Source organism: Xenorhabdus japonica, assembly GCF_900115195.1.
Taxonomy (GTDB): domain Bacteria; phylum Pseudomonadota; class Gammaproteobacteria; order Enterobacterales; family Enterobacteriaceae; genus Xenorhabdus; species Xenorhabdus japonica.
Genome location: NZ_FOVO01000015.1, coordinates 56,402 through 80,906 on the forward strand (window position 1 = coordinate 56,402; position 24,505 = coordinate 80,906).

21 protein-coding genes and 4 pseudogenes are annotated in these 24,505 nt (G+C 43.3%); 8 read left to right on the forward strand and 17 right to left on the reverse strand.

Translation table 11 applies throughout. From position 1 onward, the window contains the following. Positions 1–10: 10 nt before the first annotated feature. The 16 genes from BM135_RS08030 to asnC form a co-directional block, all read right to left on the reverse strand. Positions 11–1,915, reverse strand: coding sequence for a site-specific DNA-methyltransferase (locus BM135_RS08030; RefSeq protein WP_092519264.1), 1,905 nt, complete (start codon positions 1,913–1,915; stop codon positions 11–13). Positions 1,916–2,350: 435 nt separating this feature from the next. Further along, positions 2,351–4,180, reverse strand: a complete 1,830-nt coding sequence (glmS, locus tag BM135_RS08035; RefSeq protein ID WP_092519246.1) for a glutamine--fructose-6-phosphate transaminase (isomerizing) — start codon at positions 4,178–4,180, stop codon at positions 2,351–2,353. 216 nt (positions 4,181–4,396) lie between these two features. Then, on the reverse strand, positions 4,397–5,797 hold the full coding sequence (gene glmU / locus BM135_RS08040; RefSeq protein ID WP_092519247.1) for a bifunctional UDP-N-acetylglucosamine diphosphorylase/glucosamine-1-phosphate N-acetyltransferase GlmU: 1,401 nt from the start codon (positions 5,795–5,797) through the stop codon (positions 4,397–4,399). A 183-nt stretch (positions 5,798–5,980) separates the two neighbouring features. Continuing rightward, entirely contained in the window at positions 5,981–6,406 is a 426-nt protein-coding gene (locus BM135_RS08045) for a F0F1 ATP synthase subunit epsilon (RefSeq protein ID WP_092519248.1), read from the reverse strand. Between the two features lie 21 nt (positions 6,407–6,427). Next, positions 6,428–7,810 (reverse strand): F0F1 ATP synthase subunit beta, encoded by a 1,383-nt coding sequence (gene atpD, locus BM135_RS08050; protein ID WP_092519249.1) that lies wholly within the window; start codon positions 7,808–7,810, stop codon positions 6,428–6,430. A gap of 34 nt (positions 7,811–7,844) precedes the next feature. Further along, positions 7,845–8,708 (reverse strand): F0F1 ATP synthase subunit gamma, encoded by an 864-nt coding sequence (gene atpG / locus BM135_RS08055; RefSeq protein WP_092519265.1) that lies wholly within the window; start codon positions 8,706–8,708, stop codon positions 7,845–7,847. A 74-nt stretch (positions 8,709–8,782) separates the two neighbouring features. Further along, positions 8,783–10,324 carry a F0F1 ATP synthase subunit alpha gene (gene atpA / locus BM135_RS08060; RefSeq protein WP_092519250.1) on the reverse strand — a complete coding sequence of 514 codons (1,542 nt, stop codon included), beginning with the start codon at positions 10,322–10,324 and terminating at the stop codon, positions 8,783–8,785. A 14-nt stretch (positions 10,325–10,338) separates the two neighbouring features. After that, positions 10,339–10,872: a F0F1 ATP synthase subunit delta gene (gene atpH, locus BM135_RS08065; protein WP_092519251.1), complete on the reverse strand. Its 534-nt coding sequence runs from the start codon at positions 10,870–10,872 to the stop codon at positions 10,339–10,341. Between the two features lie 12 nt (positions 10,873–10,884). Beyond that, on the reverse strand, positions 10,885–11,355 hold the full coding sequence (gene atpF / locus BM135_RS08070; RefSeq protein WP_092519252.1) for a F0F1 ATP synthase subunit B: 471 nt from the start codon (positions 11,353–11,355) through the stop codon (positions 10,885–10,887). Between the two features lie 55 nt (positions 11,356–11,410). Beyond that, entirely contained in the window at positions 11,411–11,635 is a 225-nt protein-coding gene (gene atpE, locus BM135_RS08075; protein WP_422645929.1) for a F0F1 ATP synthase subunit C, read from the reverse strand. A 70-nt stretch (positions 11,636–11,705) separates the two neighbouring features. Next, positions 11,706–12,530, reverse strand: coding sequence for a F0F1 ATP synthase subunit A (atpB, locus tag BM135_RS08080; RefSeq protein ID WP_092519253.1), 825 nt, complete (start codon positions 12,528–12,530; stop codon positions 11,706–11,708). Between the two features lie 30 nt (positions 12,531–12,560). Continuing rightward, entirely contained in the window at positions 12,561–12,938 is a 378-nt protein-coding gene (gene atpI / locus BM135_RS08085; RefSeq protein WP_092519254.1) for a F0F1 ATP synthase subunit I, read from the reverse strand. Positions 12,939–13,549: 611 nt separating this feature from the next. Continuing rightward, the gene (rsmG, locus tag BM135_RS08090) at positions 13,550–14,170 is read right to left on the reverse strand and encodes a 16S rRNA (guanine(527)-N(7))-methyltransferase RsmG (RefSeq protein ID WP_092519255.1); all 621 of its coding nucleotides are present in this window, start codon (positions 14,168–14,170) and stop codon (positions 13,550–13,552) included. Positions 14,171–14,181: 11 nt separating this feature from the next. After that, positions 14,182–16,071 carry a tRNA uridine-5-carboxymethylaminomethyl(34) synthesis enzyme MnmG gene (gene mnmG / locus BM135_RS08095; RefSeq protein WP_092519256.1) on the reverse strand — a complete coding sequence of 630 codons (1,890 nt, stop codon included), beginning with the start codon at positions 16,069–16,071 and terminating at the stop codon, positions 14,182–14,184. A 375-nt stretch (positions 16,072–16,446) separates the two neighbouring features. Next, positions 16,447–16,887 (reverse strand): FMN-binding protein MioC, encoded by a 441-nt coding sequence (gene mioC, locus BM135_RS08100; protein ID WP_092519257.1) that lies wholly within the window; start codon positions 16,885–16,887, stop codon positions 16,447–16,449. Between the two features lie 90 nt (positions 16,888–16,977). Further along, entirely contained in the window at positions 16,978–17,439 is a 462-nt protein-coding gene (gene asnC / locus BM135_RS08105) for a transcriptional regulator AsnC (RefSeq protein WP_086109474.1), read from the reverse strand. A 165-nt stretch (positions 17,440–17,604) separates the two neighbouring features. Between asnC and asnA the strand changes: the two genes are divergently transcribed. From asnA to BM135_RS16600, 8 genes and pseudogenes are all read left to right on the forward strand, one after another. Further along, positions 17,605–18,597, forward strand: coding sequence for an aspartate--ammonia ligase (gene asnA / locus BM135_RS08110; protein WP_092519258.1), 993 nt, complete (start codon positions 17,605–17,607; stop codon positions 18,595–18,597). Positions 18,598–18,693: 96 nt separating this feature from the next. Then, a complete protein-coding gene (locus BM135_RS17670; RefSeq protein WP_281244123.1) occupies positions 18,694–18,822 on the forward strand; it encodes a hypothetical protein in 129 nt (42 codons plus the stop codon). Between the two features lie 82 nt (positions 18,823–18,904). Then, positions 18,905–19,229: pseudogene (gene rbsD, locus BM135_RS08115) on the forward strand (D-ribose pyranase). Between the two features lie 7 nt (positions 19,230–19,236). Continuing rightward, a pseudogene (rbsA, locus tag BM135_RS08120) lies at positions 19,237–20,520 on the forward strand (ribose ABC transporter ATP-binding protein RbsA); the annotation flags it as partial. A gap of 8 nt (positions 20,521–20,528) precedes the next feature. Then, positions 20,529–21,341: a ribose ABC transporter substrate-binding protein RbsB gene (gene rbsB, locus BM135_RS08125; protein ID WP_092519259.1), complete on the forward strand. Its 813-nt coding sequence runs from the start codon at positions 20,529–20,531 to the stop codon at positions 21,339–21,341. Between the two features lie 81 nt (positions 21,342–21,422). Further along, complete coding sequence (gene rbsK / locus BM135_RS08130) at positions 21,423–22,352, forward strand: ribokinase (protein WP_092519260.1); 930 nt, start codon at positions 21,423–21,425, stop codon at positions 22,350–22,352. 2 nt (positions 22,353–22,354) lie between these two features. Further along, positions 22,355–22,479 (forward strand): annotated as a pseudogene (locus BM135_RS16595) (LacI family DNA-binding transcriptional regulator); the annotation flags it as partial. 5 nt (positions 22,480–22,484) lie between these two features. Then, positions 22,485–22,636 (forward strand): annotated as a pseudogene (locus BM135_RS16600) (substrate-binding domain-containing protein); the annotation flags it as partial. 5 nt (positions 22,637–22,641) lie between these two features. On the opposite strand, the gene mdtD reads toward BM135_RS16600, so the two are convergent. Further along, positions 22,642–24,027 carry a multidrug transporter subunit MdtD gene (gene mdtD / locus BM135_RS08140; protein ID WP_092519261.1) on the reverse strand — a complete coding sequence of 462 codons (1,386 nt, stop codon included), beginning with the start codon at positions 24,025–24,027 and terminating at the stop codon, positions 22,642–22,644. Positions 24,028–24,505 lie beyond the last annotated feature (478 nt).

The following is a 24,505-nucleotide window of genomic DNA, read 5'->3' on the forward strand; positions in this document are numbered from 1 at the left end:
CACCACCACCTTAAATGCTTTTTACATCGTCGATACCATACTGCTTCAGGATCTGAATCACATTGGTCTTCACTACGCTGTCTGCAAATCCTTGGTCTTTAAAAACGACTTGAGTATTTTCTGGATTGAGTTTTTCTTTCAGTTTGGCGATGCCCTTAACCACCTGTTCAGTAATGCTATCGTCCAGGCAAACTATTAAAGAACCTGTACCAACAACAAATACCCTCTTGCCCTCGATTGTTGCTTCTTCAACATGAGTGGTTAATTCAATACCGTATTTAAGTAGGATTTCATAAAGAACGTCTTCTGAATTACGACCATTTTTAACGGAATCAGAAGCTTGTTGAAGAACCTGTTCCAAATTATCAAAGTTAGCATCCCAATAGTGAATATTTGTTTGATCTAATTTGAAAAACTTAACACCCTGAGTTTTATCTTCTTCTAAAATAGCATTTTTTATTCTTTTTAGGGAGATTCTGGAAATCAATTCTGGTAGTGACTCCTTAGTACAATACTCTGTTGCACCTGAATTTTTTGAGACAGACTCAGGCAATTGAACCAATATAAACTTTCTTCTGCCGCCATCTTTCTTATTTTGCTTTAACACCGCATGACCTGTAGAACCACTTCCAGCAAAAAAGTCAAGAATTATATCTTCACTATCCGTGACCTTCATTAAGTGTTCAATTAGTCCTGTCGGCTTTGGATAATCAAAAACAGATGAACAGAGAAGGGCTTCAACCTCTTTACTTCCTTGCTTTGTTGTAAAATCTGTTATTATTGTTTTTGGATGTTCGGTGCCTCGCTTTTTAACATACTGAAGAACACCATTAGATTTGAAGAAAAACTCAACAACCTGCTGTCCTTTAGAGTCAAAAGTATCATTTCCTGATAGCCAATTTTCGATTTGGCTCTTCATTGTCCAACCCGCTTTTAGAGTAACTTCGCTAGCTAAATATCCATTCTTACATTCAAATACACCTGAAGTAACTTCAACGACTTCTTTATCTCCAAATACTGATGAAAACGTTTTATTTTCACCTAAAAACCTAACTCCAGCAGGGAATGTTATTTCTGACGCAGGGTTTTTAAAGCTCACTTTTTTTATTGCACGATCAGAAATTAAGCTATCATCTCCCTTATAAACAATATGAGGTAACTGAGATATATCTTTTGCATATGCCAAGATATATTCATGTTCTCTGGTAAAAGTTGATGCAGAGGTTCTTCCACTCTTCCAAATAAATCTTTCAACAAAATTATCTTCACCAAATATTTCATTGCACAAATTGGACAAATTAACAACTTCATGTTCATCTATAGATATAAATATAATTCCACCATCGGATAATAAATTTCTGGCCAATTTCAATCTTGGGTAAAGCATATTTAGCCAATCTGTATGATACCGACCAGATGTGTCAGAATTAGTGCTAAAAGGCTTACCTTGACTATTTACTTGTCCTGTTAATACCTGATAATTTCTTATGTTGTCATGGAAATTATCTTTATAAATAAAGTCATTTCCTGTGTTATATGGCGGATCGATATAGATCATTTTTACCTTTTTATGGTAAGACTTTTGTAATATTTTAAGTACTTCAAGGTTATCACCTTCAATAAAAAGGTTCTCTGTGGTATCCCAATTCACACTTTCTTCTTTACAAGGGCGTAGGGTTCCTGTTGATGGAGTTTGGGCAATTTGACGTGCGCGGGCTTTACCATGCCAAGTGAAGTTATAGCGCTCGTCTGAATCATCGATAGCTTCACCAAGCACCGCTTTTAAGGCGTCAAAGTCGATTTTGCTTTCAGAAAATACCTCAGGGAAAAGCTGTTTAAGTTGGTCGATATTTTTTTGAGTGATATCCGTACTTTTGGACTCTGGATCGTTCAGGGTGATTTTTTCAATTGTCATCAGAGGAATTCCATTTATTGCCAACTGAGCAAAACTCATGCTCGTGGTTCATATTCTTCGTTAAACTGTTAAATCATTGCCTTAATCGCAGCAACTTACTGTTTAAGCGTAGTAAAGAATCCCTGATACATCACAATAAATACTGACACTCTTATAACATAAACATGAAATGTGAAACTAAAACCATCGGATCGCCAACATTCCGTTTAATTTACATTTAAAATTGTTCAGAAAGTGATTATTCATCAACAACGGATTGTGAATGTGGCTCGTTTACTGGAACTCCCCTGATCGGAGTGGAATATAGATAATATCACCGCATCACACAGTATTCGGGCGCACTAATAAAAAAATCCGGTCAGCTTACGCATAACCGGATTTAGAAAATATTCAGTTTTTACTATACGAGCGTATTAATGGCGTACTACAACACCATTACTCCACCGTCACCGATTTCGCCAAATTACGTGGTTGATCCACATCCGTCCCTTTGATCAAAGCAACGTGGTAAGACAGCAATTGCAGTGGCACGGTATAGAAGATCGGTGCGATCAACTCTTCTACATGTGGCAGGGAGATGATCTTCATATTTTCACTATTGGTGAAGCCTGCATCCTGATCGGCGAAGACATACAGCAAACCGCCGCGGGCGCGAACTTCTTCGATGTTGGATTTCAGTTTTTCCAGCAGTTCGTTGTTTGGTGCAACGATGATCACTGGCATATCCGCGTCGATCAATGCCAATGGGCCATGTTTCAATTCACCCGCTGCATAGGCTTCAGCGTGAATGTAGGAGATCTCTTTCAGTTTAAGTGCGCCTTCCACTGCGATCGGGTATTGATCGCCACGGCCAAGGAACAGTGCATGATGTTTTTCAGAGAAGTCTTCCGCCAGTGATTCGATCAGCTTGTCTTTTGACAACATGCTTTCAATGCGGCTTGGCAAGGCATGTAGAGCATGAACGATGTCTTGTTCCAATGCTGCATTATCACCTTTCAGGCGTCCCATGTAAGCCACCAGCATTAATAACACTGTTAGCTGAGTGGTAAAGGCTTTGGTGGATGCCACGCCGATTTCTGCACCGGCTTTGGTCATCAGGGCAAATTCTGATTCGCGTACCAGAGAGGAACCAGCCACGTTACAAATAGTCAACGAAGTCAGGTAACCCAATTCTTTGGATAAACGCAGTGCAGCCAAGGTATCAGCCGTTTCACCTGACTGGGACAGGGTGATCAGCAAGCTTCCTTTACGGCGTGCTGGCTTGCGGTAACGGAATTCAGAGGCGATTTCAACATCACATGGAATGCCTGCCAACGATTCGAACCAGTAGCGCGAAACCATTCCCGCATTGTAGGAGGTGCCGCAGGCGACAATTTGAATATGCTCAACTTGAGACAGTAATTCCGCAGCATTAGCACCCAGTTCTGACAGATTAACCTGACCGTTGCTTAAACGGCCTTCCAATGTGCTCTTGATCGCCATTGGCTGTTCGTAAATCTCTTTCTGCATGTAGTGACGATATACACCTTTGTCACCTGCATCGTACTGAACGTTGGATTCAATTTGCTCGCGCTCAACCGCTTCACCCTGTACATCAAAGATGCGAACAGTACGGCGAGTGATTTCTGCAATATCACCTTCTTCCAGATAGATAAAGCGACGGGTCACCGGCAATAACGCTAATTGGTCAGATGCAAGGAAGTTTTCCCCCATACCCAAGCCAATCACCAATGGGCTACCAGAACGCGCTGCTACCAACACATCAGGTTGACGGCTATCCATAATTACGGTGCCATAAGCGCCACGCAATTGTGGAATAACACGCTGAATGACTTTCAGCAGTGATCCGCCTTGTTGCTGTTCCCAGTGAACAAGATGGGCAATGGTTTCAGTATCTGTATCAGAAGAGAAGGTGTAACCACGTGCTATTAATTCTTCGCGCAGTTCTTCGTGGTTTTCAATTATGCCGTTATGCACAACCGCAATATGTTCAGAAACATGAGGATGGGCATTGCTTTCGTTTGGTTCACCGTGAGTCGCCCAACGAGTATGGGCAATTCCTGTTCCGCCAATGACTGGCTGTTTGTCGGCTTCATCAGCCAGCATCTGCACTTTACCCACTTCACGCAGGCGGGTCATGCGGTTTTCACTGTCAACGACAGCCATACCCGCAGAGTCATAACCACGGTACTCCAAGCGACGAAGACCTTCGAGCAGTATTTCTGCAATATCTCGTTGTGCTACTGCACCAACAATTCCACACATGGGTTTTATTCCTAAAAACAGGGCTAATCAACGCCCTTTTTATGTCGCACAACCTGATTGTCTTACGGCAAATCGTGTTTAGCTTTGCCGTCCCCGAGCTTTGTAGAGATGGGGAATCCCCTTCACCTTTCAAGCCGCTGCTTTGTTGGATTCGTTCACTTGCCGCCGCGCTGCAACTTGAAATCTATTGGGGATTTTTTTATGGATATATCTTATTTATTTTTTCTTTACTGGACGCTGCCAATTTTTAATATGAGTTTGTTTTACGCGGCTGATTACCAGCTCATTCTCAGCAACGTTTTTTGTTACAGTAGTTCCAGCGCCAATCGTTGCCCCGTTAGCTACTGTAACTGGTGCAACAAGCTGGGTATCAGAACCAACAAATACATCATCACCAATGATGGTTTTAAACTTATTGACGCCATCATAGTTGCAGGTAATGGTTCCCGCACCAATATTCACATTATTGCCAATTTCAGAATCGCCAAGATAAGTCAGGTGACCTGCTTTAGAACCTTTGCCAAGGAAAGATTTTTTCATTTCAACGAAATTGCCAACATGCGCTTTTTCCGCCAATTTGGAACCCGGGCGTAAACGAGCAAAAGGCCCAATCGTACACTCAGCAGCAATTTCAGAATCTTCAATGACGGAGTAAGGGCTAATGACGGTATCATTACCAATTACGCAATTTTTCAGGATACAACCTGAGCCAATCTCAACATTATTTCTCAGTGTGACATGGCCCTTGATAATGACATTGGTATCAATCACTACATCGCGACCATGTTCTAATGTTCCCCGCAAATCAAAACGTGCCGGATCTAATAACATGACGCCAGCCAATAGTAATTTTTCAGCTTGTTCTGATTGGTAAATGCGCTCCAAAGCGGAAAGTTGAAGGCGATTGTTGACCCCTTCCATCTCACTTAAACGGCTTGGGTGTACTGCCTTGATTTGACGACCTTCTTTATGTGCAAGCGCAATAATATCGGTCAGATAATATTCGCCTTGTGCGTTGTTGTTTTCCAACTTGAATAACCAACGTTTTAAATCACCGCCATTTGCCACCAAAATACCGGTGTTGATTTCGTTGATTCTACGCTGTTCTTCCGTTGCATCTTTTTGTTCGATAATGCCCGTCACTTCACCATTTTCACGAATGATACGACCATAGCCCGTTGGATTATCCAGAATTGCAGTTAATAAACCAATTCCACCCTCAGGTTTAGCCTCAATCAAACGCTCTAAAGTATCTTTGGCAATCAAAGGCACATCACCGTAAAGAATCAGAATATCTTCATCATCCGAAAAGTGCGGGGCAGCTTGCTGCATAGCATGACCAGTACCTAGCTGTTCAGCTTGCAATACCCAGCTCAGATTTTGGTTGGAAAGTGCTTGTTTCATCAGATCACCGCCATGCCCATAAACCAAATGAACATTTTGAGTACCCAACTCCATTGCGGTGTCAATAACATGCTGAACCATTGGTTTCCCGGCCAGCAAGTGCAGAACTTTGGGAAGAGCGGAATACATGCGAGTTCCCTTGCCTGCGGCAAGGATCACGACACTTTTTTCACTGACACGATTTGCATTGGCACTATTTGCAATAATAGACATAAGAAACCTGACAATTCCAATTTTAAGTATGAAAGTAAACCTGTTTGCGAAATAAATTGCCACATATTTCGCAATGCAAAAAAGCCAGTTAGCTTTCACCAACTGGCTTTCTATCTAACTGCCTATATCCTTCATCTTTCAAGTTGCAACTCATTTGGATGCAATTCGAAATCTATCGGATAATTATAACATCAACTTTTTTGTCATCTCGATAACGCGAAGTTTCGCGATCGCTTTCGACAATTCAGCAGATGCCTGAGCATAATCAACATCGCCGTGAGAATTACGGATGTGTTCTTCTGCCTCGCGCTTGGCTTCAAGCACTTTAGCTTCGTCCAAATCCTTACCACGGATCGCTGTATCAGACAGTACGATAACGCCGTTTGGCTGTACTTCAAGAATTCCACCTGACAGGTAGATAAACTCTTCTTCACCAAACTGTTTAACAATACGTATCATGCCCGGTTTTATGGCAGTCAGCAGTGGTGTGTGTTGAGGATAGATCCCCAACTCACCTTCACTACCTGTCACCTGAATTTTCTGTACCAGCCCTTCAAACAGCTGTTTTTCAGCACTGACTACGTTCAGGGAGAACGTCATTGCAGCCATATCAACCTCCCGTCAGCCGTATTAAAGCTTCTTCGCTTTTTCCACAGCTTCGTCGATGGTACCAACCATGTAGAACGCCTGCTCTGGCAGATGGTCATAATCACCGTTCAGGATGCCCTTGAAGCCACGGATAGTGTCTTTCAGAGAAACGAATTTACCTGGAGAACCAGTGAAGACTTCTGCAACGAAGAATGGCTGAGACAGGAAGCGCTGGATCTTACGGGCACGTGCCACAACCAGTTTGTCGTCTTCAGACAGTTCATCCATACCCAGGATAGCGATGATATCTTTCAGTTCCTGATAACGTTGCAGGATAGACTGAACGCCACGAGCCACGTCATAATGTTCCTGACCAACAACCAGTGGGTCAAGCTGACGGCTGGTTGAATCCAGTGGGTCAACCGCAGGGTAAATACCCAAAGATGCGATCTGACGGCTCAATACGACCGTTGCATCCAAGTGGGCAAAGGTTGTCGCAGGTGATGGGTCAGTCAAGTCATCCGCAGGAACGTAAACCGCCTGTACGGAGGTGATGGAGCCAGTTTGGGTTGAGGTGATACGCTCTTGCAGAGCACCCATCTCTTCCGCCAACGTTGGCTGATAACCTACCGCAGATGGCATACGTCCCAACAGTGCAGATACTTCTGTCCCTGCCAGGGTATAACGGTAAATGTTATCAACGAACAGCAGAACGTCGCGGCCTTCATCACGGAATTTTTCCGCCATAGTCAAACCAGTCAATGCAACACGCAGACGGTTTCCTGGTGGCTCATTCATCTGACCGTATACCAGAGATACTTTATCCAGTACGTTTGAGTCAGTCATTTCATGATAGAAGTCGTTACCTTCACGGGTACGCTCACCTACACCGGCAAATACAGAGTAACCTGAGTGCTCGATCGCGATGTTACGGATCAGCTCCATCATGTTAACGGTTTTACCTACACCCGCACCACCAAACAGACCGACTTTACCACCCTTAGCGAATGGGCAAATCAAGTCCATTACTTTGATACCGGTTTCCAGCAGTTCCTGAGAGTTGGACAGCTCTTCATAGGTTGGTGCTGTACGGTGAATTGACCAGCGCTCTTCTTCGCCGATCTCACCTTTCATGTCAATTGGATCGCCCAATACGTTCATGATACGACCCAGTGTTGCTTTACCCACTGGTACTTCGATTGGGTGTCCTAAATTAGTCACGTCCAAATTACGGCGCAAGCCATCGGAGGTACCCATTGCGATACAACGGACGATACCACCACCTAACTGCTGCTGAACTTCCAGTACCAGTTTTTCTTCACCGTTTTTAACCTCAAGGGCATCGTATACTTTTGGTACGCTGTCCTGAGGGAATTCGACGTCCACTACGGCGCCGATTACCTGGATAATCTTTCCAGTAGCCATCTTGAATCCTCTACGTAATTCGTAAACCTAGCTGTTAAACCGCAGAAGCACCCGAAACGATTTCGGTGAGTTCCTGAGTGATACTGGCCTGACGAGCCTTGTTGTAAACCAACTGCAACTCTTTGATCAGGTTGCCACCATTATCGGTCGCGGCTTTCATCGCTACCATTCGTGCGGCCTGTTCACTAGCCAGGTTTTCAACGACGCCCTGATAAACTTGCGATTCTATATAGCGGCGCAGCAGGGTATCCAACAACGCCTTAGGATCAGGTTCATACAGATAGTCCCAGGACTTCTTCTTCAGTGTTTCATCGTCTCCGGCTGGCAGAGGCAATAACTGAATGATCGTCGGAACCTGAGACATTGTATTTATGAACTTGTTTGTCACTATATACAGTTTATCCAGACGTCCTTCGTCATATGCTTGCATCATGACGTGGACTGGCCCGATCAGTTCGGACAATGATGGGTTATCTCCCATCCCTGTTACTTGGGCAACAATGTTGCCACCAACAGAAGAAAAGAAAGAAACCGCTTTCGATCCAACAAGCGCCAAATCAACTTGGACGTTTTTATCAGACCAGCCTTTCATTTCTATCAGCAATTTTTTGAACAAATTAATGTTCAAACCGCCACACAAACCACGGTCAGTCGAAACAACCACATACCCAACACGCTTTACTTCGCGCTCTTCAAGATAGGGATGTTTGTATTCCAGATTACCTAACGCAAGGTGTCCAATCACACTGCGAATGGTTTCTGCATAAGGACGGCTGGCCGCCATGCGATCCTGCGTTTTACGCATTTTGGACGCGGCGACCATTTCCATCGCTTTAGTGATTTTTTGCGTGTTCTGCACACTGGCGATTTTGGTACGTATCTCTTTTGCGCCGGCCATATCTGCTTCTCCGAATTCAACCAGACGGCCCATGTTTTTTATTCATCAACAGAATCAAACTGGGCCGAATAGTGTTACCAGGACTGAGTCGCCTTGAAGGATTCCAACAGAGATTTCAGCTTAGCTTCAATCTCTCCGTTGTAATCACCAGACTGGTCAATCTCTTTCAGAAGATCAGCATGTTCACGGCTAGCATACGCCAACAGCGCAGCTTCGAAACTGACCACTTTCGCGATTTCGATATCTTCCAGATAACCACGCTCAGCGGCAAACAAAGACAGTGCCTGCTGTGCAATGGACATTGGCTGATACTGTTTCTGTTTCAACAGCTCAGTTACTTTCTGACCATGATCCAACTGCTTACGGGTTGCATCATCCAGATCAGAAGCAAACTGGGAGAATGCCGCCAGTTCACGGTACTGAGCCAGAGCGGTACGAATACCACCAGACAGTTTCTTGATGATCTTAGTCTGAGCAGCACCACCTACACGGGATACGGAAATCCCTGGGTTAACCGCTGGACGGATACCTGCGTTGAATAGAGAAGACTCAAGGAAGATCTGGCCATCAGTGATGGAGATAACGTTTGTTGGTACGAACGCAGAAACGTCACCCGCCTGAGTTTCAATGATTGGCAATGCAGTCAGAGAACCTGTTTTACCTTTCACTTCTCCATTGGTAAAGTTTTCAACGTATTCAGCATTAACACGCGCTGCACGCTCCAACAAACGGGAGTGCAGATAGAAAACATCACCAGGGAATGCTTCACGTCCAGGTGGACGACGCAGCAACAGAGAAATCTGACGGTATGCTACAGCCTGTTTAGACAGGTCATCGTAAACAATCAGTGCATCTTCACCGCGATCACGGAAGTATTCACCCATCGCGCAACCAGAGTATGGTGCCAGATATTGCAGCGCCGCAGATTCTGAAGCGGATGCAACAACAACGATAGTGTTTTCCAGTGCGCCGTGCTCTTCCAGTTTACGAACTACGTTAGCAATGGTAGATGCTTTCTGACCAATCGCAACATAGATACATTTGATACCAGAATTACGCTGGTTGATGATCGCATCAATAGCCAGAGCGGTTTTACCCGTCTGACGGTCACCGATTACCAATTCACGCTGGCCGCGGCCAATTGGGATCATAGCATCAACGGATTTGTAACCTGTCTGGACAGGCTGGTCAACAGACTGACGATCGATAACGCCCGGAGCAATAACTTCAACAGGAGAGAAGCCATCATTTTCAAGAGCGCCTTTGCCATCGATTGGTTCACCCAGCGTGTTAACAACACGACCCAGCAGACCACGACCAACAGGTACTTCTAAAATACGGCCAGTACATTTGACTTTCATGCCTTCAGCTAAGTCAGCATACGGACCCATCACAACTGCACCTACAGAGTCACGCTCTAAGTTCAGTGCAATTGCGTAACGATTACCAGGCAGAGAGATCATTTCACCCTGCATGACATCGGCTAAACCGTGAATACGAATGATACCGTCGTTAACGGAAACAATCGTACCTTCATTGTGAGCTTCGCTCACGACATTGAACTGAGCAATACGCTGTTTGATCAGTTCGCTGATTTCGGTGGAATTCAGTTGCATATGCTCCAGTCCCCTTAAGACTGCAAGACGTCTGTTAAACGATCCAGACGGCCACGAATACTGCCATCGATCACCATGTCACCAGCGCGGATAACCACACCGGCAATAACAGACTTGTCAATTTTGCAATTCAGCTTCACTTTGCGTGACAGACGTTTTTCCATCGCCGCAGAAATTTTAGCTTGCTGTTGCTCATTCAGTTCGGACGCAGAAATCACTTCAACATCAATGGTTGATTCAAGTGACGCACGCAATTGGATAAATTGCTGGAAGACTTCTGGCAGTACCAGCAAGCGACCATTTTCTGCCATTACACGAATAAAGTTCTGAGCATGCTCATCAACCTGCTCACCACAAATGGTGATGAAGGTTTTGGCTAACGTTTCCGGTGCCAATGAACCGGAAAGCAGCTCACCAACCTGCTCATTGCGAGTGACCTCAGCTGTGAACGCCAGCATGTTTTGCCAGTGTTCAAGAGATTGGTGTTCTACAGCAAAGTCAAAAGCTGCTTTGGCGTAGGGGCGAGCTACCGTAGCAAATTCAGACATGCCCCTCCCTCCTTACAGTTCAGCGACCAGTTTATCAACGATGTCGCTGTTAGCAGCTTCATCCACGGAACGTTCGATGATTTTCTCGGCACCTGCGATAGCCAGCATCGCAACCTGTTTACGTAACTCTTCACGAGCGCGTTTGCGTTCAGCTTCAATTTCAGCGTGAGCCTGCGCTACAATTTTGTTACGTTCCAGCTCAGCTTCTGTTTTAGCGTCATCAATGATTTGGGCTTTTTGTTTATTAGCCAGCTCAATGATAACTTGCGCATCAGCTTTTGCTTTTTTCAGTTGGTCGGACGCATTGGCTTGCGCTAAGTCCAGGTTCTTTTTAACACGCTCTGCTGAAGCCAAACCGTCAGCAATCTCTTTCTGACGTTTTTCAATGGCCGCCATGATTGGTGGCCATACATACTTCATGCAGAACAAAACAAACAGGACAAACGCGATGGCCTGGCCGAGGATTGTTGCGTTAATATTCACAGCACAATACCTCTATTTCAATTAATGAATCGGCGTAATTTTCAGTTCTGCTATTTTATTTAGCACCAGTAGCGAACATCATATACAAGCCCAGGCCCACAGCAATCATCGGGATGGCGTCAACCAGACCCATAACGATAAAGAACTGTGTACGCAGCAAAGGAATCAGATCAGGTTGACGAGCAGCACCTTCCAGGAATTTACCTCCAAGTATGCCGATACCGATCGCAGCACCAATAGCCGCCAAACCCATCAGAATAGCGGCAGCTATGTATACCATATGCATTTCCATGACAATCTCCAGTTTGTTTTAGTTAAAACATAAGTTAAAACATAATGATTGATAAAAATTAATGCTCTTCAGATGCCATCGACAGATAAACAATCGTCAGAACCATAAAAATAAAGGCTTGTAACGTAATAATCAGTACGTGGAAAATCGCCCACGGCAGGCTGAGTAACCACTGTGACCAAAACGGTAAAAGAGCCGCAATAAGAATAAAGATCAACTCACCAGCATACATATTACCAAACAGTCGCAGACCGAGTGATACAGGTTTGGACAGCAAGCTAACCCCTTCCAGAATTAAGTTAATTGGAATAAACAATGGATGATTGAAAGGCTGTAATGCCAGCTCCTTCGAAAACCCACGAATTCCTTTCATCTTAATGCTGTAGAACAGAATGAGGACAAAGACACCCAAAGCCATCGACAAGGTGACACTGACATCTGCGGTTGGAACAATACGCAGAGCAGGCAAGCCGAAGAAGTGTTCACCGATTAAAGGAATAAAATCGATTGGCAGCAAGTCCAATGCGTTCATCAACAACACCCAGACGAACACAGTCAAAGCCAGAGGGGCAATCACTTTGCTCTTGCCGTGATACATATCACGCACGGTGTTATCAACGAAACCGATTACCATTTCTACTGCAGTCTGGAATTTCCCCGGAACGCCATCAGTGGCACGAACCGCGACTCTTCTGAATACAAATAGAAACAACATCCCTAATACGATGGAGAAAAAAAGCGAGTCAATGTTCAACGTCCAGAACGTCGCCTCATGACTCTTGTGAGGATCGACCAACTCAAAGGTACGCAAGTCCAACTGAAGGTGACTCAGATGATGACTTATGTAATCTCCCGGAGTTGAAATTTCTCCTGATGCAGACATGATGCTTTTACCCTTTTGTTGTTAAAAACGCTAACCGTTCATTACGGCAGGTGCGATGATCTGCACAATCAGCACCGCTAAATAGGCCACACCAAGTGGTGCAAATGCCGCCTTGAACACTCCTAAAGCAACTATCAGCACTGTTATCGCAATGATAACCTTAATCCCTTCGCTAATAGCGAAAAACCATGCAATCCGTACTGGAACCCCTTCTTCTTTTGCCTTTTGGAAGCGGCTAAGCAGCATAAAAATGGCATTTGGTAGCCAACACGCCAGCCCACCGACAAAAGCAGAAGCGCCCCACTCTATACTTTTGGTACAAAAAGCCACACTGAGAATAACAAAAGTCATTAACTGCAAAAGTAACAGTTTCAGTACCATTCTACCGCTGTAAAGGGATACAGACATGACTTTTGTTTTCTCCCTGAGGTACGCCATCACATATCAGGCTTTGCTGAATGTTGTATAAAACTGGCTTTGCTTAAGAGTGTCAAGTGACAAAAACGTGCAAATTATACGGGCAGCCAAAATGAATTCAATCCATAAGTAGCGAAAAAGTGAATTATTATTTAAATTTCTAACTTTGGTGCTAGATCGCTCACAAATACCATTTAATATTCTGCAATTCTTAATGATATAACCTCAAAATTAAACGTGACACACATCACACTAAACAAAATTCATCAATTATATTTATCATTAAATGTATAATGGAAATATTTTGTTTTTTTCATTTAAAATCAATTAACTAATATTACAACTATAAAGTTTTATCTTATATACCGATAAAAGAGGTTAGATGCTTATTTTACTTACTTTCCCTAAAATTTATTTATAAAGAAAATTGATAACGATCTTTAGAAGGAGAAATTCTTCCAATATAAAAATAACGTTGGTTTTCTGTGAATTATCAGTAAATAAATTTGGATCTATGGAAGGGAATAATTAGTAACTCCCGTTACATTTTAAATGTAGTTGGCGTTACTAATTATTTGCGTTTTTATTGACTAACAGCAAAGTTAGTTTGACTTAAGTATTACCAGATGGCGTTGTTCATCCAATCCTGAGATCTGGAGAGGAATGACAGTATCAAGTACAATCTCCGTAGGCAATTGAGTCAATTCATCTTTCGGTAATACACCTTTCAAGGCATAAAAACGTCCTTCAAGTGGTTGGGGAAGATGGCTACACCATGAGAGCATGTCTTGCAGTGAAGCAAATGCACGGCTAATTACTCCATCAAAAAGGGGTTCAGGAATAAATTCTTCAACCCGGCTCTGTACAGGCTCAATATTGGTCAAACCTAATTCATGTTGAACCTGACGCAGAAAGCGAACTCGTTTTCCCAAACTATCCAACAAAGTGAAATGGGACTCTGGACGCACAATTGCTAGCGGAACACCTGGCAAACCAGGACCTGTTCCCACATCAATAAATCGCGTTCCATGCAGGTATGGATTAACAACAATGCTATCCATAATATGCCGAACCAACATTTGTTGCGGATCTCGGACAGATGTCAGGTTGTAAGCCTTGTTCCACTTATTCAGCATGTCAACGTAGGCAACAAGCTGCTGTTTTTGTTCCAATGTTAACTCAATGTTCGTTTTCGCCAGCAGCGATTCCAATTTGTTAAGCAAAATTTGTCTCCTTAGGCGCTACGACGCAATAAACCTTGTTTTTTCAGCCATACCAGCAAAATAGAAATTGCGGCTGGAGTGACGCCTGAAATACGTGAAGCCTGACCAATTGAACTTGGTTTATGATCATTCAGTTTTGCAATAACTTCATTGGAAAGCCCGTTGATTTGTTGATAATCCAAATCAACTGGTAATGCCGTATTTTCATTACGTAATTGCTTTTCGATCTCTTCTTGCTGACGAGCAATGTAGCCTTCGTACTTCACTTGAATTTCAACTTGATCAGCAGCTTGTGGCTCTGTCAGTCCGGGTGAAAAACGTGGAAATGAAGTCAGTAATTCATAATTCATCTCAGGACGACGCAGCAAATCTTCACCATTGGCTTCTTTTGATAACGGTTTTTTCAACATTTGGTTGATATCCGCTAGGTTGTCAGAATTAGGATGAACCCAGATATTGCGCAGACGTTGGCGCTCCTGTTCTATCATTTCAAATTTGCGGCAATAATGTTCCCAACGGAGATCATCAACCAAGCCAAGTTTACGACCTTGTTCAGTCAGACGAAGATCCGCATTATCTTCACGCAGCATCAAGCGATATTCAGCACGGGATGTAAACATGCGATAAGGCTCTTTAGTACCAAGTGTGCATAGATCATCAACCAATACGCCAATATAAGCCTGATCACGGCGTGGGAACCAACCTTCTTCACCATTGGCATAACGTGCAGCATTGAGGCCAGCCAGTAACCCTTGTGCAGCTGCTTCTTCATATCCTGTAGTGCCATTGATTTGGCCAGCAAAGAACAGACCGTGGATAAATTTACTTTCCAGTGTTTGTTTTAAATCACGCGGATCAAAGAAATCATATTCGATCGCATAACCAGGACGAATGATGCGGGCATTTTCCATGCCTTTCATGGAATGAACTATTTGCATCTGAACATCAAATGGCAAACTGGTCGAAATGCCGTTCGGATAGATTTCGTTACTGGTCAGTCCCTCTGGTTCCAAGAAGATCTGGTGAGCGTTACGATCCGCAAAACGCATAACTTTGTCTTCAATGGAAGGACAGTAACGGGGACCGATCCCTTCGATGATCCCTGCATACATTGGACTGCGATCCAAGTTATTGCGGATCACTTCATGGGTTTTTTCATTGGTATGTGTGATGTAGCACGGGATCTGCCGTGGGTGTTGATTAACGTTGCCCATGAATGAAAAGACTGGTGTCGGATTATCGCCCAGTTGTTGTTCGAGCTGACTAAAATCAATAGTTCGTGCATCAATGCGAGGTGGTGTGCCTGTTTTTAGGCGAGCTACACGCAAAGGTAATTCACGCAAACGATGAGATAATGAGATCGCAGGAGGATCTCCTGCTCGTCCTCCACTGTAGTTTTCCAATCCGATGTGAATTTTTCCATCAAGGAAAGTCCCTACTGTGAGAACTACAGACTTAGCCTTGAATTTCAAACCCATACGAGTAACGACACCTGTAACAGTATCATTTTCAACGATGAGATCTTCAACTGGCTGCTGGAAGATCATTAAGTTAGGTTGATTTTCCAGTGTTGTTCTTACAGCTTGTCGGTAAAGTACTCGATCTGCTTGTGCGCGTGTTGCCCGAACAGCTGGACCTTTGCTAGCATTGAGTGTTCGAAACTGAATGCCTGCTTGATCCGTAGCTTTTGCCATTAAGCCATCAAGTGCATCGATCTCTTTTACCAGATGCCCTTTACCGATCCCACCAATGGCTGGATTGCATGACATCTGGCCCAAAGTATCAATATTGTGAGTCAGTAGTAAGGTTTGACGCCCCATACGTGCGGAGGCCATCGCTGCTTCAGTACCGGCATGGCCTCCGCCGATAATGATGACGTCAAAGTGCTCTGGATAAAACATGTGTGAACCTTCAATTGTGAAAATGCTTCATATGCATTGAGGAGAGAATTCTACTCAAGTTTGAACCTAAGACCAAGAGGTGCGAGATCATCATTATTTAAAATAAGATCTTTTTATTTAAAGATCTCTTTATTATATCTTTTATTAGGATCACGATCTTCTGTGGATAAGTGGATTTTCCATATAAAGATCATAACGGTGTAAAGGATCATTTGCTGTGAATGATCCGTGATCCAACTCAGTATAAGCTGGGATCTAAAAGCCTAGTTATTCACAGCCACCAGAATGATACTAGGTTATTAAATGGATAACTACGGGTTAACCCCTGCTTTTCAGATGAGTTATCCACAGTTAATCGTTATATTTTTAATCAGATCAGAGTAACTTTGCCCACTCTTTAACCCATATTTCGGCCGGATCTTCGGGAATTTCGTGTTGCAGAATGTCTATTTCCAATCGATCCCCGATCCGTTTTGCTCCGAGATCCTCCAATAAACGTTCCAGTGATCTTATTGCACCACAGAATGTGTCGTATTCGGAGCTGCCAATGCCGATAGCACCAAATGTAATATTACTTAGATCGGGTTGCTGCTGTGTGATCGTATCTGCCAGAGGCTGGAGATTATCAGGTAAATCTCCAGCTCCATGCGTTGAAGTAACCACAATCCATAATCCTTCAAGAGGAAGATCTTCCAATGAGGGACCATGAAGCATTTCCGTTGAAAACCCGTAATTTTCTAAGCTCTCAGCTATATGTTCTGCGACGTATTCGGCGCTACCCATTGTACTGCCGCTGATTAAGGTTATCGTGCTCATCATGATCCTTGCTAAATTAAAGAGCAACTATTGTATGCTGTGAATCTATTGGGATCTACCTGTGGATAATGTGGTTAACTGGTTTCTGCTTTATGGTTTTATTGTCCTCATTATCGGGTTTTGCAGAGAGATCAATGTTTCTGTTGACTGGATCTCGTCAATAGTCTGTATCTTGTTGATAAGTACGTCCTGAAGGGCTTCAATGGATCGACACATGACCTTAATGAAAATGCTGTAGTGTCCTGTGGTGTAATAAACTTCAACGACTTCATCAAGCATATCGAGTTTCTTTAATGCTGCCGGATAGTCTTTTGCACTTTTCAATATGATACCGATAAAGCAGCACACATCGAACCCCAGTTGTTTGGCACTGATATCAACCCTAGTTCCGGTGATGATCCCTGATTGTTTCATTTTTTCTACGCGGACATGAATTGTTCCTGGGCTTACCGAGAATTTTTTGGCTAATTCTGCGTAAGGTGTACGTGCGTTCTCCATTAAAGCGTGAAGTATGTCACGGTCTAAATTATCGATCTGATAAATTTCTGCCATTTTCAATCCCTATTTTTGAATGATATTCATTTTTATAGTTTAAAAATTATCGTTTGTAGATCTTATACAATATTTTTATTATCAGATATTGAATTTGTACTTCGTTTTGTTGCTTAATCTATATCAACAGGACACAGGGTCACTAAAAATTTTGAGATCAGCATCATGAAAACATCCTTCATTGAAAAACAGCAGCAGATTAGTTTTGTGAAATCATACTTTTCCCGTCTGCTAGAGAAACAACTTAGTTTAATCGAAGTTCAAGGACCTATCTTGAGCCGTCTTGGTGATGGTACTCAGGATAACTTGTCTGGCCATGAAAAAGCGGTTCAGGTGAAAGTGAAAACTTTGCCGGATGCCACATTTGAAGTGGTTCATTCTCTGGCGAAATGGAAACGCAAAACATTAGGTCGCTTTGGTTTTCAGGCTGAGCAAGGGTTGTATACCCACATGAAGGCTCTGCGTCCTGATGAAGATCGCTTGACTCCTATCCATTCTGTCTTTGTTGATCAGTGGGATTGGGAGAAAACGATGGGTGAAGGTCAGCGTTCACTCGACTATTTAAAACAGACAGTAGGTAAAATCTACGAAGCAATAAAAGAAACACAACAAGCAGTAAGTAAGGAATTTGGTCTGGCACCGTTCCTGCCAGATCAAATTCACTTTATTCACAGTGAAGAGCTTCTGAAACGTTACCCTGATCTGGATGCTAAAGGTCGTGAGCGTGAGGCCGCCAAAGAGTTTGGTGCGATTTTCCTGATGGGTATTGGGGGTAAATTGTCTGATGGTCAGGCACATGATGTACGCGCGCCGGATTACGACGATTGGACTACACAAAACTGTGATGGTTTCTTTGGTCTGAACGGTGACATCATTGTCTGGAACCCAGTTTTGCAGGATGCTTTTGAAATTTCTTCAATGGGTATCCGTGTTGACGCAGAAGCTTTGCAACATCAGCTTGCACTGACCGATGATGAAGATCGTCTGCAATATGATTGGCATCAAGCGCTGATTAAAGGTGACATGCCGCAATCTATTGGTGGTGGTATAGGACAATCCCGTTTGGTGATGCTGTTGCTGCAAATGGCACATATCGGTCAGGTTCAGTGCGGTGTTTGGTCACCAGAAGTCATTGAATCCGTTGAGGGCGTACTCTAAGTTTTAATTTTGCCATCTTTTCTATGAACGGTTTGTAATCCCGATATTAAAATGCCAGATATGATCAAATATCCGCATAATACCGGGTTTTCTATAATGGGAAAGGGAGACTGCATGGAAGCAGTGTTGTTGATGCTGCGGAACGCTTCCAACGCATCACGGCTCTCTTTCTCCTGCGCCGCCTTAAGTCCGCAACGTGATCAGCGACCTGCCCGACAAGATTGAGAGTGATCAATACTGTACCTTGACGGCAACACAAATCGCACTCTATGCATGACTTTATCCCAAGGGGGATGATATTTGACCTATCCCGTCGTCTACCCAGCGAATTGATTTAGCGCTAATCCAGAGAACACCTAATCTGTTATCTGTTTTTGATGTTGTTGTTCAGGAAATACAAGTTGAAGTGGCCATTTTGGCCGCTGAAATTATTGAACACAATCCCCAAATACATGAGCAAATCATCACGCGTATTGCTGATCTCGAAATACAACAGGGAAATGCAATTAAGGTACAGTATGTCAGTCATAGCATTCTGAAAGCGAAAACAGAGAAGAGCAAAGCGGTTATTCGTACAGGAGAATGTTCTCCTTATGCCAATAATCCTCCTTTGCTCTGGCGTAACTTTCTGAGGTTATTATGGAGCCATTACTGGAGTTCAAGGGGATTGATAAGACTTTCCCAGGGGTAAAAGCCTTGTCAGGGGCTACATTGCGTGTTTATCCCGGGAAAGTGATGGCATTAGTCGGCGAAAATGGTGCCGGCAAATCCACAATGATGAAAATATTGACCGGTATTTATACAAAAGATGCTGGCTCGATCCGCTATCTTGGGCAATAAGTGGCTTTCTTCGGCTCCAAATCGTCTCAGGAATCGGGTATTGGCATTATTCATCAAGAGCTAAACCTCATCCCTCAATTAACGATTGCTGAAAACATTTTCTTGGGACGTGAGTTCGTTAATACACTGGGTATCATCAACTGGAAAAAAATGTATGAAGAAGCCGATAACTTGCTGAGGCGTTTAAATATCCGCTACAGCAGCCATCGGTTTGTTTCTGAATTGTCCATTGGTGAGCAGCAAATGGTAGAAATCGCCAAGGTACTGAGTTTCCAATCCAAAGTCATTATTATGGATGAACCCACCGATGCCCTGACTGATACCGAAACTGAATCCTTATTTCATGTCATACGGGAGCTGAAAGCGCAAGGATGTGGCATTGTCTATATTTCACATCGATTGAAAGAGCTTTTTGAAATTTGTGATGATGTGACAGTATTACGCGATGTGAAATTTATTGGTGAACAGCCCATTAATGCTCTGAACGAAGAGCGATTGATTGAAATGATGGTGGGGCGAAAGCTTGGTGAGCAATATCCTCGTCTGGTTTTGCCGAGTAGTAAAAAGCGGTTGGAGATTAGAAACCTGTCTGGCTCTGGGATCAAAAATGTCAGTTTTTCCCTGTATAGCGGCGAGATTTTGGGAATATCTGGTTTGATGGGCGCAGGTCGTACTGAATTGATGAAGGTCATATACGGGGCATTGTCGAAAACTGGAGGTCAGATCTTGCTGGATGGAAAACCTCTAACTATCAGAAATCCACAAGAAGGGCTGGCCAATGGCATTGTCTATATCTCAGAAGATCGTAAGCGTGATGGATTAGTCTTAAGTATGTCTGTTAAAGAGAATATGTCCCTCACTGCATTACGTTATTTCAGCCGAAATTCTTGTCTTTTGAATCACTCCTCAGAACAAAAATCCGTTGCCGATTTCATCAAGCTGTTCAATATAAAAACACCCTCAATGGAACAAACTATAGGCCTGCTTTCTGGCGGAAATCAGCAGAAAGTTGCGATTGCCCGTGGATTAATGATTCGGCCAAAAATATTGATCCTTGATGAACCAACCAGAGGCGTAGAAGTGCTAATGCACTGGCGAAAGATAGCATTGCATTGGTTATTTCAACTTTGAATAATCCCTTCTTTGTCACAATGAAAGATAGTACCCAAAAAGAAGCTGATAAGCTGGGGTATAACCTGATTGTGCTTGATTCCCAGGATAACCCGGCAAAAGAGTTGGCCAATGTTCAGGATTTGACAGTTCGTGGCATAAAATTGATGTTAATTAACCCAACCGACTCGGATGCCGTTGGTAATGCAGTGATCATGGCAAATAAGGCTAATATTCCGGTTATCACTCTTGACCGTTCAGCGTATAAGGGCAATGTTATCAGCTACATTGCTTCCGATAGCCGTTCAGGCGCTAAAATGGCAGCTGATTTTAGCGCTGAAAAATTAGGTAATGATGTCAAGGTCATTCAATTGGATGGTACTTCAGGAACGCGTGAACGTGGAGAAGGTTTTGGTCAGGCAGCCCAAAAGCACAAATTCAATATGTTGGCTAGTCAGCCCGCTGATTATGATCGCACAAAGGGGATGAATGTCATGCAAAACCTGCTGACAGCTCATCCGTCAGTACAAGCCGTTTTCGCTCAAAATGATGAAATGGCTCTTGGTGCATTGCGAGCGTTGCAGACAGCTGGTAAAGAAGATGTGCTGGTTGTCGGATTCGATGGCAATGACGATGCTCTTAAGGCTGTACAGAGCGGTAAATTGGGAGCAACGATCGCACAGCGTCCAGATCAAATTGGCATTGTTGGCGTACAAACCGCAGATAATGTACTGAAAGGTGAAAACGTTAACGCCACTATTCCAATTGAGTTGGAATTAGTTATCAAAAAATAATTAGCATTGTGATGTAGCTATCGAGATTGGTGGCTGTATCGTTGTTGAGCAACTAATAGCAGCTGAACAGGAATAAATATAATGAGTATGGCAAAACTTGTGGTGATGGGTAGCATCAATGTAGATCACATATTGAATCTCGATTCTTTTCCTCAACCAGGTGAAACAGTGAAAGGAGAACAGTATAGGGTTGCATTTGGAGGAAAGGGAGCAAATCAGGCAGTTGCTGCTGGTCGGTGTGGAGCTGACATTACATTTATTGCTTGCGTTGGCCAAGATGATATCGGTACACGGATTTGCCAGCAGTTGACTAAAGATAATATTAATATCTCTTCAATTGAAATTATTAAAGAGGAAACAACGGGTGTTGCTCTGATTTTTGTTAATCAGCAGGGTGAAAATGTCATTGGCATTAATGCCGGGGCGAATCGGAGTTTAACCCCAGATTATTTCCTCCGCCATGACCACGCGGTCAAGGATGCTGATGCGCTGCTATTGCAGCTCGAAACACCGCTGGAAACTGTACAGCTTGCTGCTGAAACGGCCAAGAAACATCATGCTAAAGTGATCTTGAATCCAGCTCCAGCGCAGAAAATTTCAGATCAATTGCTTTCGCTGGTGGATATCATTACGCCGAATGAAATTGAAGCAGAATTCCTGACTGGCATTGCCGTAAAAGATGATACCGGAGCGGAAAAAGCAGCTCAGGCCTTACATGCTAAAGGCATAGAAACGGTAATTATCACATTGGGTAGCCGAGGCGTATGGCTGAGTGAGAAAGGTAATAAAGGTAAAATTGTTCCCGGATTCAAAGTAAAAGCGATCGATACAATTGCCGCTGGGGATACATTTAATGGCGTCTTGATAACAGGATTGCTGGAAGGAAAAGAAATGTTGTCAGCGATTCGTTTTGCTCATGCAGCGGCTGCTATTGCAGTGACACGTCAGGGAGCGCAGCCTGCGATTCCGTGGCGAAGTGAAATTGATGCATTTCTATCTGAACAGGATTAACTGTGGCTATCATGAAGGATGTTGCCCGTCTGGCGGGCGTCTCAATATCGACTGTTTCTCACATGTAATTAATGGTAATCGTTATGTCAGTGAGAGCGTGAAAAAGAAAGTCAATGCAGCGATTGAGGGATTCCTCCATTGACAATCATCCATCAACCAAAAGATGAATTGAGTAAATTGGCGATTGATAGCTTGCTTTATAGAATGGATAATCCAGAAAGTGAGCCAAGCAACTGATTTTGACGCCTGAATTGATCGAGCGAAGTTCTGTCACCAGCCGTTAATCAGTTTATTTCTTCTTAATTAAGTTATTGCCGTCTTCTTTATTTAATAATAGGAAAACAGTAGAAGAAATTAAGGTAATCACTCCCATCGTAATCAACGTATAGTGAAAATGGCTCACGGCTGAGCCATATCCCATTGATTCATAAAACCGCAGAGCTGCCGCACTGACGGTTATCCCAAAGCTGATAGATAACTGTTGAGTAACTGCTAGCAGGCTATTACCGGCGCTGGCATTATTATCGTTCAGATCACCTAGGGTAATAGTGTTCATCGCTGTAAACTGTGTGGACATCACCATTCCCAATATAAAAAGAGGGGTTATTAAAAATGTGATAGGGAGTTCCGGTGTCTGTAGTGAAAACTGTGAAATCATTACACCGATAATAATTGTGACCCAAATAAGCGTATTTCTATATCCAAAACGAGTCAGTATCTTGGTGACAAAAGATTTGGCTAAAATCGAACCAATTGCGTTCGGTGCCATCATTATTCCTGCAATCACAGCTGAAAACCCAAATCCCACTTGCAACATCAGAGGAATAATAAATGAAAGCGATCCAGTACTTAGTCGAGTAACAATATTGCTGGCAATGCCAATTGAAAATGTACGGGTTTGGAACAACTGGAGATTAATGAGAGGGGTTGGATGGCTTTTCGCATGAAAAATATATCCTGCTAGCATGATAATACCGCTAGAAAATAAAGCGAGAGGAATATAGCCAGAAAATGAGTTATGCCCAAATAAGTCAAAGCTGATTGAAATCAACACCAAGCCCGTGCTAAACAGCATAAATCCCAGAAAATCAAAAGGGCACTTGGGCATGGTTAAATTGGGCATATTCTTTTTGGCGTAAATGATCCCCAATAAACCAATGGGAATATTGATGATAAAGATCCAATGCCATGTTGCATAGGTCACTAACAACCCGCCAAACATTGGACCCAAAATCGGACCCAGTAATCCTGGCATGGTGACAAAGTTCAGAATAGGTAACAGCTCGCTACGTGGATATGCTCTTAGCAAAGCCAGACGAGCAACAGGCATCATCATAGCTCCACCTATGCCTTGAATAATTCTGGATATAACTAAGGAAGAGAGATTGTGTGATAGCGCACAAGCAAGCGAACCTAAAGAAAAGAAAGAAACAGCATAAATGAATACCGTACGAGTGCCAAATCTATCAGCGAGCCAACCGCTTACGGGAATTAGCATCGCTACAGTTAAGGTATAACTGACAATAGCAGGCTGCATTGCCAGTGGAGAATGATTAAGACTTTTAGCAATTGCCGGTAGTGCAGTGTTAAGAATTGTAGCGTCTAAGGATTGCATAAAAAAAGCTATGGCCGCAATCCAAGGTAACCCCGACATACTGCGTGCAGATTTAACCATTAGATATCCCGTTTATTTTTTATGATAATTAGTGAATACGTAATACTTTAATACATGAAACCCAAACTATTTTTAGTTACTAATAAATCAATCGTGTCATCCAGAGTCGATTGACTGTTGTTATAAACTGCTATAGACAATGGCACTAACAATCGTTGTATGCCACATGGATTTAATGATTGTTGTCTAAGACGTCAATTTTAGAATAAAAAAAGCGCTCAATGGTCAATTTTGTTGAAAAAAAACACGAACGGAAAAAAAATCGAAAAAAACTATTGCCAGGTGCCGAAAACCCCCTATAATGCGCCACCACTGACCGACGCCCAGCGAAGACACGCCGCGGCGGGCAGCGAAGAAAAGCGAAAATAAGCGCTTGACTTCGGAGGCGAAAAGCGTAAGATACGCAGCCTCGCAACCCGGAAGGCTTCCGGTTGCGCCCGCTCTTTAACAATTGAATCAGACAATCTGTGTGGGCACT